This is a genomic window from Flintibacter hominis, assembly GCF_014287965.1.
Lineage (GTDB): Bacteria > Bacillota > Clostridia > Oscillospirales > Oscillospiraceae > Lawsonibacter > Lawsonibacter aceti.
In genome coordinates this window covers 293616-308541 of sequence record NZ_JACOPO010000004.1, presented here as the reverse complement: position 1 = coordinate 308541, position 14926 = coordinate 293616, and the positions used below count along the sequence as shown (strand labels likewise).

13 protein-coding genes and 1 other RNA gene are annotated in these 14926 nt (G+C 56.3%); 8 read left to right on the top strand and 6 right to left on the bottom strand.

Annotated features, from left to right (window positions below):
• Both H8S11_RS08485 and H8S11_RS08480 read left to right on the top strand, forming a co-directional pair.
• A partial coding sequence (locus H8S11_RS08485) for a hypothetical protein (RefSeq protein WP_207721948.1) occupies nucleotides 1-234 on the top strand: 234 nt, incomplete at its 5' end.
• Nucleotides 227-1009 carry an N-acetylmuramoyl-L-alanine amidase family protein gene (locus H8S11_RS08480; protein WP_186852829.1) on the top strand — a complete coding sequence of 261 codons (783 nt, stop codon included), beginning with the start codon at nucleotides 227-229 and terminating at the stop codon, nucleotides 1007-1009. The genes H8S11_RS08485 and H8S11_RS08480, both read left to right, overlap by 8 nt.
• 42 nt (nucleotides 1010-1051) lie before the next feature.
• Here the strand turns inward: H8S11_RS08480 and H8S11_RS08475 are convergent, their stop codons facing one another.
• Together H8S11_RS08475 and H8S11_RS08470 are read right to left on the bottom strand one after the other, a co-directional pair.
• Nucleotides 1052-1309 (bottom strand): helix-turn-helix domain-containing protein, encoded by a 258-nt coding sequence (locus tag H8S11_RS08475; protein WP_186852828.1) that lies wholly within the window; start codon nucleotides 1307-1309, stop codon nucleotides 1052-1054.
• A 409-nt stretch (nucleotides 1310-1718) separates the two neighbouring features.
• Entirely contained in the window at nucleotides 1719-2081 is a 363-nt protein-coding gene (locus H8S11_RS08470) for a sporulation initiation factor Spo0A C-terminal domain-containing protein (protein WP_186852827.1), read from the bottom strand.
• A 593-nt stretch (nucleotides 2082-2674) separates the two neighbouring features.
• Here H8S11_RS08470 and H8S11_RS08465 point away from each other — a divergent pair.
• Nucleotides 2675-4057, top strand: coding sequence for a vWA domain-containing protein (locus tag H8S11_RS08465; protein ID WP_147570877.1), 1383 nt, complete (start codon nucleotides 2675-2677; stop codon nucleotides 4055-4057).
• Nucleotides 4058-4249: 192 nt separating this feature from the next.
• On the opposite strand, the gene H8S11_RS08460 is transcribed toward H8S11_RS08465, so the two are convergent.
• The 4 genes from H8S11_RS08460 to H8S11_RS08445 form a co-directional block, all read right to left on the bottom strand.
• Nucleotides 4250-5131 (bottom strand): DNA/RNA non-specific endonuclease, encoded by an 882-nt coding sequence (locus H8S11_RS08460; RefSeq protein ID WP_147570876.1) that lies wholly within the window; start codon nucleotides 5129-5131, stop codon nucleotides 4250-4252.
• A 72-nt stretch (nucleotides 5132-5203) separates the two neighbouring features.
• Nucleotides 5204-6724, bottom strand: coding sequence for a peptidylprolyl isomerase (locus tag H8S11_RS14255; RefSeq protein WP_186852826.1), 1521 nt, complete (start codon nucleotides 6722-6724; stop codon nucleotides 5204-5206).
• Between the two features lie 215 nt (nucleotides 6725-6939).
• A non-coding RNA gene (gene ssrS, locus H8S11_RS08450) (6S RNA) lies at nucleotides 6940-7138 on the bottom strand.
• 4 nt (nucleotides 7139-7142) lie between these two features.
• A complete protein-coding gene (locus H8S11_RS08445) occupies nucleotides 7143-7457 on the bottom strand; it encodes a DUF1292 domain-containing protein (protein WP_147570874.1) in 315 nt (104 codons plus the stop codon).
• Nucleotides 7458-7769: 312 nt separating this feature from the next.
• Here H8S11_RS08445 and H8S11_RS08440 point away from each other — a divergent pair, with 312 nt between their 5' ends.
• The 5 genes from H8S11_RS08440 to H8S11_RS08420 all read left to right on the top strand — a co-directional run bounded on the left by H8S11_RS08440 (nucleotide 7770) and on the right by H8S11_RS08420 (nucleotide 14644).
• Nucleotides 7770-10430, top strand: coding sequence for a transglycosylase domain-containing protein (locus H8S11_RS08440; RefSeq protein ID WP_186852825.1), 2661 nt, complete (start codon nucleotides 7770-7772; stop codon nucleotides 10428-10430).
• A gap of 210 nt (nucleotides 10431-10640) precedes the next feature.
• On the top strand, nucleotides 10641-11081 hold the full coding sequence (locus H8S11_RS08435; protein WP_147570872.1) for an ACT domain-containing protein: 441 nt from the start codon (nucleotides 10641-10643) through the stop codon (nucleotides 11079-11081).
• Between the two features lie 34 nt (nucleotides 11082-11115).
• Entirely contained in the window at nucleotides 11116-12327 is a 1212-nt protein-coding gene (locus H8S11_RS08430; protein WP_186852824.1) for a homoserine dehydrogenase, read from the top strand.
• A gap of 123 nt (nucleotides 12328-12450) precedes the next feature.
• Nucleotides 12451-13677 carry an aspartate kinase gene (locus tag H8S11_RS08425; protein WP_186852823.1) on the top strand — a complete coding sequence of 409 codons (1227 nt, stop codon included), beginning with the start codon at nucleotides 12451-12453 and terminating at the stop codon, nucleotides 13675-13677.
• A 196-nt stretch (nucleotides 13678-13873) separates the two neighbouring features.
• Nucleotides 13874-14644 (top strand): hypothetical protein, encoded by a 771-nt coding sequence (locus tag H8S11_RS08420; protein ID WP_147570869.1) that lies wholly within the window; start codon nucleotides 13874-13876, stop codon nucleotides 14642-14644.
• The last annotated feature ends 282 nt before the right edge of the window (nucleotides 14645-14926 follow it).

Below are 14926 nucleotides of genomic sequence, written 5' to 3'. Positions count from 1 at the left end.
ATCACTGAGAAGAACGACGCCCCCGATTTGGCTACCGTAGGCATGCCCATGCTCCTGAAGAAGCACCCTGAGATTACCCACGAGGAGGCCAAGGAGATTCGTGAGTTTACTGGCCGCCACGGCCAGGAGCTGGCCGCCGCCTTCCCTGACAAGGAGGCGTTTGAGGCCGCCGTTGAGGCTGGCATCCAGGCTGACAAAGAGGCCGCCGAGCAGGCGGAGCAGGAGCATGAGTAACCCACTCTTTGCTATTGATGCGGGCCACTACATAGATACCCCGGGGAAACGGTGCTTGAAAAGCATCGACCCCGGGGAGACCCGGGAGTGGGTCCTGAACAGCCGAATTGCTGACAAGGTGCAGGAGCGCCTGAGAGGCTATCGTTGCGCTACCATGCGGGTGGATGACGTGACCGGGGAGAAGGAGATCTCCCTATCCAAAAGGGTGGCGCTGGCCAACCAAGCGGATGCGGACCTGTATCTGTCCTTCCATCACAATGCGGGCATCCACGGCGGCTCTGGCGGGGGCTGTGTGGTCTATGTGGCTCCCGTAGCGCAGGAGCAGTCCATAGTGGTCCAGAAGGCTATATACGAGTCCGTGGTGGCCGCTACGGGGTTGCGGGGCAACCGGGCCAATCCCATGGCACGGGCGAGCCTTTATGTATTGCGGCACACCACCATGCCCGCCGTGCTGGTGGAGTTCGGCTTTATGGACAGCACCACCGACACTCCGATCATCCTGACAGATGAGTTTGCAGAGCAGGCGGCTTGCGGAGTGGTGTCTGCTCTGATTAGCTTATATGATCTCAAAGAAGAAGGGGATGAAACTGTGACATACGAGCAGTGGAAGGAGTACATGGACCGCTATCTGGCCGAGCGAGCGGAGCTACCGGCCAATGAGTGGGCACAGGCTGGACTGGAACAGGCAAAAGTGAAAGGCATCACAGACGGCACCAGGCCACAGAGCTTTGCTACCCGCCAGGAGGTGGCGTTAATGGTCAAGGTGGTTAAGTGACAACAAAAAGAAAGAGGCCAGGGAATGATCCCTGGCCTTTCTCTACTCTCTATTACATTCTGTTATACCTAACAACCATAGTGGATCTACATTCAACGCAGTTGCGAGAAGCGGAATCTCAAAATCGGGAACGATGCGCTCCCCTGTTTCAATTCGGCTGATTGCCTTCTGTGTAAGACCATGCCCATTAAGCTGGATTATAGCGGCCAGTTTCTCTTGTGATAATCCCGCCTTTTCCCGAGCAAGGCGGACCCTTTCACCACAACAGTTGCACTTTCCATTCCATGTTAACAATCGCATACTATCAATCCTATCCCAAAAGTGACTATTTCGGGATTGACACTAACACACTTTTTATGCTATTATTATGCCAAAGATGACTAAATATTATGAATTATGTGTGTTTTGGAGGAGTGAAGGATGGTTTGCCCAAAATGTGGAAGTAATAGTATTAATGTTCAAATGGTATCGGAAACGCAGTTACTTACCAAACACCGTGGCATTTTCTGGTGGATTTGTATTGGTTGGTGGTGGCTTCCAGTTAAATGGTGTTGTTTTACTGTACTTGCATTGATAGCTAAGATTTTTGCCCCTCGTAAATACAAAACTAAAATTATACATAAATCTATGTGGGTATGTCAGACCTGTGGATACCATTGGCAGGCATAAAGAAGAACCGGACAGGAGAATCCTCCTGTCCGGCCAGTGGTTACCTGTCCAGGATGTAACGAATATATGCTGCTACCAAGTCAATAAACTCTAAGTTTGTGGGGCGCTTTTCTAAGGTATAGCCCGCCATCTTATTCAGTTCATCTCTGCCGTAGCTGTCCCAGCAGGCGCAAATCGCAGTACGGATTGCCCGCTCGACCCTGGTATCTTTATCACTAAATTCTGCGGCTATTTCGGGGTAAAGAACTTTCGTGATAAGATCAGTCCGGTAAGGGTCTTTTACGGTTACTGTAAGGGCATACCTCAAGAAGCGAAAACCTTTCAACTTTCCGCTGATTCGGAGGCGGCGTAGAGTTCGCTCTACAACAATGTGCAAATCGCTACATTCCTGTATAGGGTCCATGGTTATAGGCATGACGTTTCAATCCTTTCTATCTTTATGCGGGATACGCCATGCCTCTGGGGAGGTCCGCGGCATTGTCTTAGCGGGCCTCTCGATTTTTTTGCTATATCACACAAGATGCAACACAATTATACCACAAAAACCGAAAACCATTGTGCCACAATTACTTTGTGCTTTTGTTGGCGGGTTCGACTCCCGCCTCGCGCACCACGTCGGAGCAAACGTTGTATCGTTTGCTCCGACTTTTTTTATAAAAAGTCAGAGCGCACCCATTTTATTGCTCCTCCTTTCCAAATCACAACCGCTGCGCTGGGCTGCGATTTGGTGTCGCCGCTTTGCGGCGTTTTTTTGATTTTGCAGAAATATCGGCTTTAACTGTCCTTTTCGTTTTGGCCTCGTCAGTTTCTGCTCGGTTCCACCCTTGGGAATAAAATTACGCAGGCTGATAGAGCTGCCCTGTCTCCCTCAGGAGGGCCGCCCTGTATGCAACTGCGCTCTGAAATAGGACAAACCGGCGACGCCCTATGGTGTCATGGTCTACCGCGGTCACATAGACTGTGATGGGGCAACCCCCAGAAGGGAGTAATACAACAATGGGTATTACCAATTCCAATAAGGTGATCAATATGGAGCGCATCGACTGTGATGGGTCTCTGAAGGTTACTCTGGCGCTTACCGCCGCGCCCGATATTGTCACTAATCCCACCGACATCGCTCTGGTGCTGGACCGATCCGGTAGCATGACCGGCGAGCCGCTGGCCAGCATGAAAACTGGTGCCAAGACGTTTATCGATATCATCTCCGAGTCCACCGGGGGCCAGGCGTCGGGAGAGATTGGCTCCGGCAGCCGCATCGGCATCGTCAGTTTTTCCAGCACAGCCGTGCAGGACACCCAGCTGATCACCTCTGTGGCAACACTGAAGAACGCCGTAGACGCTCTGTCGGCCGGCGGCAGCACCAACCACGCCGACGCCTTTACGAAGGCAATCTCGCTATTTGATCCCAGTTCCAGCAACGCCAAGGTCATTGTCATGTTCACCGATGGAAACACCACGGCTGGAGCTCCTCCTGCTCCTGTGGCCGCCGCGGCCCGTGCGCAGGGCATCATCATCTACTGCATTGGTCTGGTCGGGTCGGACGGAGTAGATGTGGGAGTGCTGAACGACTGGGCCAGCGACCCGGCTGCGACCCATGTAGCCGTCACACCTGACACAGCGGACCTGGAGGAGCTCTTTGCGGAGCTAGCCGCCAATATTTCGAAGACAGGAGCCACCAATATTGTGATCAATGAGAAGGTGACGGATGACTTTGTGGTCACCAGTGTTCTGAATCCGACGGTGGGCAGCGCCACCATGCTCAATTCCACCTCTCTGCGCTGGACCATCCCCGAATTGGGTGTTTCCGCTCCTGAGAGCGCCACACTGGAATTCTATGTCCGCCATGTGGGGCAGAATCCCGGCACCAAGTTGGTCAATGAATCTATCACCTACTCCGATACCGAGGGGAATGTAGTGGATTTCCCAGAGCCCGCTGTGGCCGTGGAATGTGATGTAGTGGTCAATCCGGAGGAATGTCCTCTCCCGGTAGATCTGACGATCCAGAGCTGTTCGGATGCCGTAGTAGTAGATACGGGGGATGTCTATCTGGAGTCTATGGGAACGATTCTGCAGATGGATGTGACGGTGAAAAACGTTTGCCCCCAAAAGCGGGTCGCTTTGGCCGTTATCCTTACCGAGGTAGATGAGAACGGTACGGAGTATCAGCGGGGGACGAAGGCTGTGACCATCCCGGCCCACAGTTACCCCTCCTGCCGGGATGTACTGGTTAAGTGCATCAAGTTTGTGGTTCCCAAGGACCTGGATGTGTCCGGCGGATCGACCCAGACGATGTGCAGCCCGCGTCAGTTTAAAGCCCGCTTTATTGCCCACAATATCGACAGCGACTACCGCTGCTGTGAGTCCGTTTTGACTCTATAAAACGGATGCCAGCCCAGCAGACCACCGCCAGACAGCGGTGGTACATAGGGAGCTATCTAAATAAATGCAGTCGATCCGCTTGAGAAACAAGCGGATTTTCGGTTTTTAGGCCGTCATTTGCCCTTCCGTCTAAAAAGAAGAGGTACGCATACGGCGTACCTCTTCTTTCACTTATAGGACAGCCCCGTGGAGTCAAGGCTTACATGAGCCACAGGGACTGTAGCCGCGCTGGATCAGCTCCTCCCGGCCGCCGGAATATTCCTGGTAGTTGCCGGGACTTATCTGATTCACACTGCCGCAGGACGGGAGATGGAACTTCATGGAATTGGTATTGAGGACATAACGTCCTGTCTCTCCCTGGGAGGGGGCAGGAGGATCCTCCTCGGAGCGCCAGCTCTCGCCGGTGGCGTAGTCGATGGTCACTCCAGGCTGGACGTTGTAGCAGAAGACACAGAAGGAGAGGCCTGCCCCCTCGTCCTCTACGGAGAAAGCCTCCATCAGGACACCGTCAGCCACCAAATTGTCCCCCTGGAAGATGGGAGTGACCCGGTAGAGCACATGGCAGCCCGTGTCATCCACATAGTCGTCCACCATATCCTCAAAGGGGAGCATCCCCTCCACATTCATATAGCGGGTGCCGGTAATCAGATTTTCCTCATTGGCGTTTTCCCCGGCCAGCTGAAAGCCGATGAGATGGCACCGGTTGTATAGATACTTCCCATCTACCAGGTCGTCATAACGGACCGTGTGCCAGCCGGAGGGCTTTACCATCCCAATCTCTCCCCGCTCCTCTGTTGGCATGATGTCAAGGCAGACATTGGCCCAGGCGGCGCCGCAGCGGCCCAGGGAGTCCAACGGGCTGTATCTCTCAAAGGGCTCGGTGGTTAGATCATCGGGGGAGAAGTAGGGAAGGCCGCCGTTTACCTCCGCATAGGCCTGTCCGGAGTAGGACGGGATATCGGAGGGAGAGAAGCCGTCGCCCGTTAGGACCGGGGCAGGCGCTCCGCAGGAGGCCAAGGAGAGCAGCAGGAGCAGGCCGGTGAGCCATCGGGAAAGCGTTTTACCAGTTATCATGGTGATATCCTCTCTATCTATAACAGAAAGGGCACAGACATCCGTCTGTGCCCTTCTCTTCGGTGGAACCGCTTACTGGACGAACTTGGCGGCAAAGCCCAGAGCGGCCTCGTAGCCCTCGGCCGCGCTCTCCTCCCAGGCGGTCTGGTCTTCAGTGCGCAGGCTGTTGTCAGCGGTCTGCTGCCAGACAGGGTCCTTCTGGGCCACAAAATAGAGGATCTGATAGCCTTCCGCCTCCGTATCCTGGATCACGGTGGTGTCACCAGGCTGGCGAGCGGGGTCCAGGGCCCAGTTGGTGTAGACCGCGTCAGAAGTGAGGGCGGTCAGATTGGTCATCAGGCCGCCTCCTGTGGCGGACACAGGGTCCTTGCTGTTGGAAGCAGCCAGGTCAGCGAAGCTGTCCTCAGTGGCGTCGCCGCTCTGCCACTGGGCCAACAGGTCCTCGGCAGAGGACTTGGCCTCGTCGTCGGAGTCGGCAGTCACCAGAATGTTGCGGATGTCAGCGGCAGCTCCATCGTTGCGCTGGCGGTCCTCAAAGCGGACCACATAATAGTAATAGCTGGATCCGCCGTCATACTCGGCCAGAGTCACGTCGCCGGCCTTGCGGGCACTATCAAAGGCCCAATCGGTATAAGAGGAGTTGACGCTGGAGCCGGTTTGGACGCGGGAAACAGCGTCGGAATAGAGGTCCTCGCTGTACTGAGCAGCCAGATCAGCAGGCTCCTCGCCGGCCTCCATCTTAGCCAGGATCTCCTCGGCCTTGGCCTTGACCTCGGCCTTAGCCTCCTCCAGAGCGGCGGCCTGCTCCTCCTCGGTCATCTCAATGGTGTCGCCGTTCTCGTCCGTGGTGTTGACGCTGGCACGGAGCGCCAACTGGCTGGTGGTAAAGGTGTCCAGAGCGTCCTTGTTTTCCTGGTAGTAGGACTCATAATCGGCCTGGGAATAGGTGTAGGCGGCTCTGTTGGTGCTGGCATAGTCGGACACCAGGGCTTCCCGCTCCAGAAGCTCCAGCAGGTGGTCATAGGTCATATAGGGCCCGTAGTTGCTGCGAATCATCTCGTTGCGGGTGTTGTACTGCCCCACCCAGGCGTTGTTCAGGGTGGTGACCGTCTCGTCCAGGGCAGCCTGACCGTCCTCACTTATGGCATAGCCCTCGGCCACGGCCTTGTCGTAGAGGGCGGTGATGGTGGTCAGATAGTCCACCGCCCCGTCCAGCAGATGGTCATACCAGGTGTCGCCGGTTTCCTGGTCATAGACCTGGTCCTTGGGGTCCTTGGTATAATCAAAACCGGTCTGCAGGCCATACATGGCGTATTGCAGGGTGTTCTGATACATGACATTATAGTAGTACTGCAGGTCGGCCGCGGAATACTTGGTGTCTTGGATGGTGACAGCGGTCATGGACCGCTGGATCAGTCCGCTGTTCAAGACCAAGGTCACAGCGATAGCCGCCACACAGATGACGCCGACCACAGCGTACAGGATGGAGCTGCGGCGGTCAGCCTTCTGTTTGCGCTGGCGCTCCTGGACCCGCTCGTCCGGCCCCTGGCTGGTCTGACCCTGGCGGGTCTTCTTTTCTCTGGATGCACTCACAGTTGTTTCAGTCCTCTCGTTGTGTTCAATGGGAGCCGGCCCAGAGGCGGCCCCACGCCCCTGGCAAGGCAGGGACGACCTGAACTATTATACAGGAAAGCGGCCTGCCTTTCAAGTGTCAGACGGGGAAAAGTAAGGGTTTTACACTTTATTCACGTTTTTTAGGACGAAAAGAGGCCGCGGTCATAAGACCGCGGCCCAGTTCCAAGCGTTCTATATACCCCGCTCTGGCCGTGTGAGCCCGTTTAAAACCTGCACGAATGGCAGGTGGGTCGCCTCCACACCGCTTTGCCGCTTCCAACTTCCAATCCACCTCAAAGGGGGACCGGGAGGCCTGCGACCCACGGTGTGAGGGGGCGTCCCGTTTAAAAAATGTGGGTTTAAAAGAGCCCATCACGCACCGAGCAGGAAAGATCGCTTATTCCTCGTCCTCTTCCTCAAAAAAACGCTCCATAAACAGGTTATAGACCATATCCAGTTCCTCGTCAGAGTCTGGGGTGGACAACAGTTCCTCGCCATTTTCCACGATGGCCTTCATAATGACCAGCCCGTACTCCTCATCATCGGCATCCACATCGACTGGCTCTCCGGTCTCCTCGTCCTCTGCCACGGCGGGGAACATGGCATAGTAAGTGACACCATTGTGTTCCAGGGTATCGACTAATTCCAGTTCGAACTCGTTGCCCTCTTCGTCGGTGACGGAGATGAAATCTGGGCCGAACTCTTCACTCATAGCAAGCTACCTCCAGCTCTTTCTTCTTCTCTATTTTAACCCGGTGAGAGGAAAAATGCAAGGGCTGGAGGATGTAAAATTTCGCCTGGGTAAAAAGCTGGGGACGGGACACAGCGAGAACGGCCCGTCCCATGGGGAGTGCTCCGGAAAGGGCTTATCCGGGATTATGGGTGGACAAATGGAAAGAATATGCTATAATGGTATCTGTATCATGCCGTTTTTGCCCTTTGGGGAAGCGCGGTGTTGAGCAGTAGTTATCCACCAAGACCATCGGAGCGCGGGGGACAGCCCGCCCCGGTTGGAGGTAGCAACGTGTCTGATCAAAACAACAATAACTCTCTATACGAAAACAGTGAATACCCCTCCCGCCAGCGCCGGACAGCCGACCAGCATCCCCGCCGACGGCCCAGAAAGAAGCGAGGGAGCACGGGCAACACCATCCTAAAGGTGCTGGGCACCCTGTTCCTGGTAGGCCTGTGCACTGGCGCTGTGCTGTGCTGCTTTGGTGCCTACTATGTCCAGACGGTCATTCTACCCGAGGTAGAGGTGAGCATGGACGACTTCCAACTGGGTGAGAATAGCGTCATGTACTACCAGGACAAAGAGACGGGCCGGTATGTGGAGATGACCACCCTGCTCAGCAGTACCAGCTCCGTTTGGGTGGATCTGGAGGAGATGCCGAAATATCTGCCCCAGGCCGCTGTAGCCATTGAGGATCAGCGGTTTTACACCCACCCGGGGGTGGACTGGAAGCGGACGGCCAAAGCTGTTCTGGATATGTTCCTGGGCAACGACATCTCCGGCGGCTCTACCATCACCCAGCAACTCATCAAAAACATGACAGACTATAACGAGACCACGGTGAAGCGGAAGGTCACCGAGATATTTCGCGCCATCCGCTTTACCCAGAACAACAGCAAGGATGACACCCTGGAGATGTATTTGAATATCATCCCCCTGGGTGCAGGCTGTGAGGGGGTAGGCTCCGCCTCGCTGAAGTACTTTGGCAAGCCGGTGAGCGAGCTGACACTGGCTGAGTGCGCCAGCCTGGTGGGCATCACCAACAACCCCTCTAAGTACGGCCCCTATTCCTTCGCCAAGTCTAAAACCAGCACCGGTGAGGTGTGGGATGCCCGGCAGTGGAACAAGTACCGCCAGGAGGTCATCTTGGGAGAGATGCTCAAGCAGGGCATGATCTCCCAGGAGGAGCACGACGAGGCCGTGGCCCAGGAGCTGGTCTTTGTCCGGGCCGAGGGCGAGGAGGCGGAGACCGAGATCTACAACTGGTACGAGGAGACAGTCATCTCCGACGTTCGGGCGGACCTGAAGGAAAAATATGGCTTTTCTGACTCCCGGCTGGATCAGATCATGGCCCGCGGCGGTCTGCGGATCTACACCTGTATGGACCCTGAGATTCAGGCCATTGCTGAGGCGGTGTATGAGGACCGGGCCAATCTGAATTATACCTCTAAGAGCGGCCAGCAGATGCAGTCCTCCATCACCATCATCGACAATGAGACCGGGGACGTGGCGGCTATCGTGGGCCGCTTTGGGGAGAAGACAGAGAACCGGGGCATGAACTACGCCAACGCTGCCAAGCGGCAGCCCGGCTCCTCCATCAAGCCCCTGACGGTCTACGCCCCTGCGCTGGAGAAGGGGCTGTTATCCCCCATCTCCGTGCTGGACGACTATCCCTATGATACAAGAACAGGCTCCGCCTGGCCCCTGAACTCCGGCGGGAACCGCTACCGGGGCCTGACCACCCTGAAGGACGGCCTGATGCGGTCAGCCAACACTATCGCGGTCCGGGTGGTGGCCGACTATGTTACCCCTCAGGAGAGCTTTTCCTTTGGCAAGGACAAGTTCAAACTGGATCTGGTGGACGCGGTCCAGTCTGGGGACCAGATCATGAGTGATATCGATATCTCCCCCATGGCCATGGGCGGCCTGACCGCCGGCGTGTCCAGCCGAACAATGGCCCAGGCTTACGCCACTTTCCCCAGCGCCGGGGTTTACACCTATTCCAGGACCTATACCCGGGTGACCCAGCTGGTGGACGGGGAGGAAGTGGTCCTGCTGGAGAATGAGCCAGAGAAGGAGCAGGTGCTGAAGGAGAGCACCGCCTATTATATGAACACCATGCTCCAGCGGGTCATCAGCGGAAGTGGGGTCAGCGGCGACGGCCATACGGGCTATGAGGCGGCTTTGTCCGGAATGCGGGCGGCTGGCAAGACCGGTACCACCTCCGACAACTTTGACCGGTGGTTCGTGGGCTATACCCCCTACTATACTGCCGCCGTCTGGACCGGCTATGAGCAGAATGAGAAGATGAAGACCGGAAGCGCCAACCCGGCGGCCGTGCTGTGGAAAAAGGTGATGAGCCAGGTCCACGAGGGGCTGGAGAACAAGAAGTTCCCTGAGGTTTCCGGGCTGAAGCAGGTCACCTACTGCCTGGACAGCGGACTGCTGGCTGGTGAATACTGCGCCCTGGACCCAAGGGGCAGCCGGGTGGCTACCGATTATATTTTCCCGGAAGATTATCCCGATGGCCGGACCTGTACCGTCCACACCGCTGAGAGCGTGGTCAAGGTGTGTGTGGACAGCCCAATCCTCAACGAGGATGGCACGGAGACCGGCCTGTACCACATCGCTGGTCCCTACTGCCCCGAGGAGAGCCTGCGGGAGGTCTGCTACCCCAACTACGAGCGTGAGAAGGTGGGCTCCGCCGTAGCCCAGGATGAGATGTACCGCTTCGACGTGGTGGAGGCCCAGGGGACCTGTACTGTCCACACCGAGGCCCCGGTGGTTCAGCCTGATCCCAGTGATCCCAACTTTCCATGGGACCCAAGCCAGCCGGTGGGCCCCAATGATCCGGGGTCTGGGAGCCAGACTGACCCCAGTGGATCAGGGAGCGGATCGGGTTCCGACAGTCCTCCGCCCTCCCAGGATATCCCCCAAGACCAGTGGCCATGAATCGGAACGGCTCAGACGCCGCGGAGAGACACTCCGCGGCGTCTGTCTGTCTGGACTCTGTCAAAAATGACGGAGATGGCCGAGAATAGTCGAGGGAATTTTAGCGTTTCCCCATAGGGTTTTTCGTTGCATCCTGCCTCTGAGTGTGTTACAATAGACCACATCACAGAAACAGATGACCGTATCAGATGGACAGACAGAGGTGTGGACATGAGTGGACCAGCAAAATATTTTATTGTAGAGGCGGACTCCATGCCGGAGATATTCCGAAAAGTGGCAGAGGCCAAGCGGCTGCTGGAAACAGGGGAGGAGAGCACCGTCAATGGTGCGGCCCGGACCGTGGGCATCAGCCGCAGCGCCTTCTACAAATATAAGGACGCGGTTCGGCCCTTCCACGATATGCTCCATGGGCGCATCGTCACCTTCCAGATTCTGCTGAAGGACGAACCGGGTATTCTGTCAGGGGCCCTCAACGTGCTGGCGGGGACCAGGGTAAACATCCTGACTATCAATCAAAACATCCCAGTCAATGGCTGCGCTGTGGTCACCATTACCGCGGAGACCTCCGCGCTCCAGGACTCACTGGAGGACGTGCTGAACAGCCTGTCGGCCGGCGAGGGGGTCATCCGATGCGAGATACTGGCAGGCTGACTTTTGGGAACAAATCAAACAAGGTGGGATTACTATGGTTAATGTAGCACTTCTGGGCTTTGGTACAGTAGGCTCCGGTGTGGCCGAGGTGCTGACCAGAAACGGCGACCTGATCGACAGCCGGGTGGATGACCTGGTCCGGCTGAAATATATTAAGAGAGCCAGAGAGGTCTTTGACGGGCCCTATCAAGATTTATTCGTCAAGGACTTCTCGATCATCGAGCAGGACCCCCAGGTGGATATTGTGGTAGAAACCATTGGGGGGACCGGAGCGGCCTTGGACTATACCACCCGGGCCTTAAAGGCGGGAAAGAGCGTTGTCACCGCCAATAAGGAGCTGGTGGCCACCCACGGCTATGAGCTGCTCCAGCTGGCCAAGGAGCACGGAGTGAGCTATCTCTTTGAGGCCAGCGTAGGGGGCGGCATCCCCATCCTCCGCCCACTGACCTCCTGCCTGGCGGCCAATGATCTGACCCAGATCACCGGGATTCTCAACGGGACCACCAACTATATCCTGACCCGGATGATACAGGCGGGCCTTACCTTCGAGCAGGCGCTGAAGGAGGCCCAGGACAAAGGATACGCCGAAAAGGACCCCACCGCCGACGTGGACGGCCACGACGCCTGCCGGAAAATTTGTATTCTGGCCGCGCTGGCCTTTGGACACCACGTGTATCCAGACCAGGTGCCCACGGAAGGGATACGGCACGTCACCCTAGGGGATGCGGCCTATGCCGACTCCAAAGGCTATAAGATCAAGCTGCTGGGCAGGGCGATCCGCCAGCCTGAGGGTAAGGTGTGCGCCTTTGTGGCCCCCCATCTGGTGGCGGACACAGCCCCTCTGGCCGGGGTGGAGGACGTGTTCAACGCCATCGCCGTCACCGGCAACGCCATCGGTGATGTGATGTTCTATGGCCGGGGAGCGGGTAAGCTGCCCACGGCCTCCGCTGTGGTGGCCGATGTCATTGATATTGCCAAGGACCTGAAGCGGGACCGGCATAACGGCTGGGCCTCCGGGTCTCCGGACCTGGTGGTGTCCGACGACGGCCTGACCTCCAAATGGTACGTCCGGGCCCAGGGTACCATGGACCAGGCCAGACTCGCCTGTGGGGAGATACAGCCTTTGGCCCGCAGTGGCGCGCCTACTTCTGAGGTGGCCTTCCTTACCGCTCCCATGCCCCGGCCGTTGGTGCTGGACAAACTGAGAGGGATGGAGGTGGCCTCCCTGTTCCGGGTGCTGGACTGACGCATAGAATGGCGGGGAGGCTCTGGCTGCAAAGGTAACCGACGGCCACCTTCACCGCTTTTGAGGGGCGGTCAGCCGCCCTCATCATAAAATCACCACTTGACCTTTAGGGGGAATCACATAATGTCACTCATTGTACAGAAATTTGGCGGCAGCTCTGTGGCTGACGCTAATAAGCTCCGAAATGTGGCCCGTATCATCACCGATACCTATCAGCGAGGCAACGATGTTGTGGTGGTCCTGTCCGCCCAGGGGGACACTACCGACGACCTGATCGAAAAAGCAAAGGAGCTCAATCCCCACGCTTCCAAGCGGGAGATGGATATGCTCCTGTCCAATGGAGAGCAGATCTCCATTTCCCTGTGCGCCATGTGCATTGAGAGTATGGGTTATCAGGCCATCTCTCTCACGGGCTGGCAGGCAGGGATGCTCACAGATTCGTCTTACAGTAACGCCCGGATCAAGCGAGTGCGCACCGAGCGCATCCAGAAAGAACTGGATAAGAGAAAGATTGTGCTGGTCGCCGGTTTCCAGGGCATTAACAAGTATGACGACATTACCACTCTGGGCCGGGGCGGTTCTGACACCTCGGCGGTGGCGCTGGCCGCCGCGCTCCACGCGGACCTGTGCCAGATCTACACCGATGTGGATGGTGTATATACTGCCGATCCCCGCAGTGTTACAGGGGCAAAAAAGCTGGAGGAGATCACCTTTGACGAGATGCTGGAGCTGGCCAGCTTGGGCGCCCAGGTCCTCCACAACCGCTCGGTGGAGATGGCCAAGCGGTATAACGTCAATCTGGAAGTGCTGTCCAGTTTCAGCGGAAATCCCGGTACAAAAGTCAAGGAGGTTGTCAAAACCATGGAAAAGACCCATGTTAGCGGTGTAGCCAAGGATAAGAATGTAGCCCGGATCGCTCTGGTGGGCCTGGCGGATCAGCCGGGCATCGCCTTTAAGATTTTTTCTCTGCTGGCCAAGGAGAATATCAACGTGGACATCATTCTCCAGTCTATCGGCCGTGACGGCAGCAAGGATATCAGCTTCACGGTAGCACGGGGTGACAGCCAGCGGGCCCGTGAGGTCATGGAGGAAAATAAGGAGGTCATCGGCTGCAAGTCGGTGGAGCTCAATGACCAGATCGCCAAGATCTCCGTCGTGGGTGCGGGTATGGCGAATAACGCCGGTGTGGCCTGCAAGATGTTTGAGGCCCTGTTTTCCGCCGGTATCAATATCAACATGATTTCTACCAGCGAGATCAAGGTGTCTGTCCTGGTGGACGAGCGGGACGCCGAGCGTGCTGTCCAGGCGGTCCATGACCGATTCTTCAGCGAATTTGGCAGCAACGGTTGATCACATCTGCCACCTCACATCAGGGCACGGGAAACCGTGTCCTGATTTTTCGTAAAAGATTCTTAAGGATTCTTTTTCCTTTTTTTCTGTTGCAAAAAAACAGCGTATCTGGTACAATAATAATCTGTCTGGACCATAGACAATTTGTCAGACTGTTCCGGGATGCTGTGCCCGGTTGCAAGGAGATTGAACGTAAATGGATAAAAAGCAGAGAGAAGCACGCCGTCACCAGGAGGATATGGCCCTAAATCGGGGACTGCTGTGGGTCGGAGCGGCCATCATCCTGGAGTTCCTGCTGCTGCTCATCAACCGATATTATATCAACTTCCGTGTGGATGAGGCCTCCGTGAACCTGGCTACTACCCTCCATACGCTGCTGAAGGTGGTGCGGATTGGCGGGGCTGTGGCTGCCATACTGTGCCTGGTCTGGTCTGTGCTGCGCTTCCGGAAAGGTGAAAAACTGGTGCTTCCGGTGGTGCTGACCGCTGCTTTTGGCGCTCTGGCCATCTGCGCCCATGTGACTCTGGCATTCAAGGGAACAGGGGTGCGGATGCTGTTCCTGCTGGTTCCTGCTTGGGCCGGCCTGGCTCTAGTGTACTACCTCTACCAGAAGGAGTTTTTCCTCTCCGCCGTGGCGGTGGGGCTGTCCATCCTGGGGCTGTGGTGTGTCCGCTTTGGAGGCGCATTGACACTGGAATCGGGCCTGGTCTTTGTGGGTATCCTGGCAGTGACCGCAGCCGCGCTGTGGCTGAAAAAGAGCGGAGGCACGGTCAAATATGGCGAGCGGGAGCTCCAGTTCCTGAGCAAGAACGCCTCTTACCCTGTGGTGCTGGTCAGTTGCCTGGCCAGTCTGCTGGCACTGGCGGCAGCTATGGCGCTGGGTTCCTTCGTGGCCTACTACCTGATCTTTCTGATGGTAGCTTGGCTGTTTGCCCTGCTGGTCTACTACACAGTCAAGCTGATGTGAAAAAAGTCCCGGCCGGCCTTTTAGAGCGGCTGGGACTTTTTATGTCCAGTACATACTGCCTAAGTGGAAGAACCGCCAACATCCTGTGTGAAACTTGAACTGTTTGGAGACCTGTGAAAAGTAAATATTTATATCGGCGGATTGCCTCAAAAAAGCGCATTGTATGCCTTGCATACAATGCGCTTCATTTACCTATAAAGCAGAACTTTTCTGCATATTTACATCTGTTTCTGGATAGTAAACATGAAGGCCGCGAGGAATGAAAAGTATAAAACACTTTGC

Bases quoted from the DNA above. Each gene is read 5' to 3' on its own strand.
- H8S11_RS08480 (WP_186852829.1), top strand. From the start codon at position 227: ATGAGTAACCCACTCTTTGCTATTGATGCGGGCCACTACATAGATACC.
- H8S11_RS08470 (WP_186852827.1), bottom strand. From the start codon at position 2,081: ATGGACCCTATACAGGAATGTAGCGATTTGCACATTGTTGTAGAGCGA.
- H8S11_RS08475 (WP_186852828.1), bottom strand. From the start codon at position 1,309: ATGCGATTGTTAACATGGAATGGAAAGTGCAACTGTTGTGGTGAAAGG.
- H8S11_RS08420 (WP_147570869.1), top strand. From the start codon at position 13,874: ATGGATAAAAAGCAGAGAGAAGCACGCCGTCACCAGGAGGATATGGCC.
- H8S11_RS08425 (WP_186852823.1), top strand. From the start codon at position 12,451: ATGTCACTCATTGTACAGAAATTTGGCGGCAGCTCTGTGGCTGACGCT.
- H8S11_RS08445 (WP_147570874.1), bottom strand. From the start codon at position 7,457: ATGAGTGAAGAGTTCGGCCCAGATTTCATCTCCGTCACCGACGAAGAG.
- H8S11_RS08460 (WP_147570876.1), bottom strand. From the start codon at position 5,131: ATGATAACTGGTAAAACGCTTTCCCGATGGCTCACCGGCCTGCTCCTG.
- H8S11_RS08430 (WP_186852824.1), top strand. From the start codon at position 11,116: ATGGTTAATGTAGCACTTCTGGGCTTTGGTACAGTAGGCTCCGGTGTG.
- H8S11_RS08465 (WP_147570877.1), top strand. From the start codon at position 2,675: ATGGGTATTACCAATTCCAATAAGGTGATCAATATGGAGCGCATCGAC.
- H8S11_RS08435 (WP_147570872.1), top strand. From the start codon at position 10,641: ATGAGTGGACCAGCAAAATATTTTATTGTAGAGGCGGACTCCATGCCG.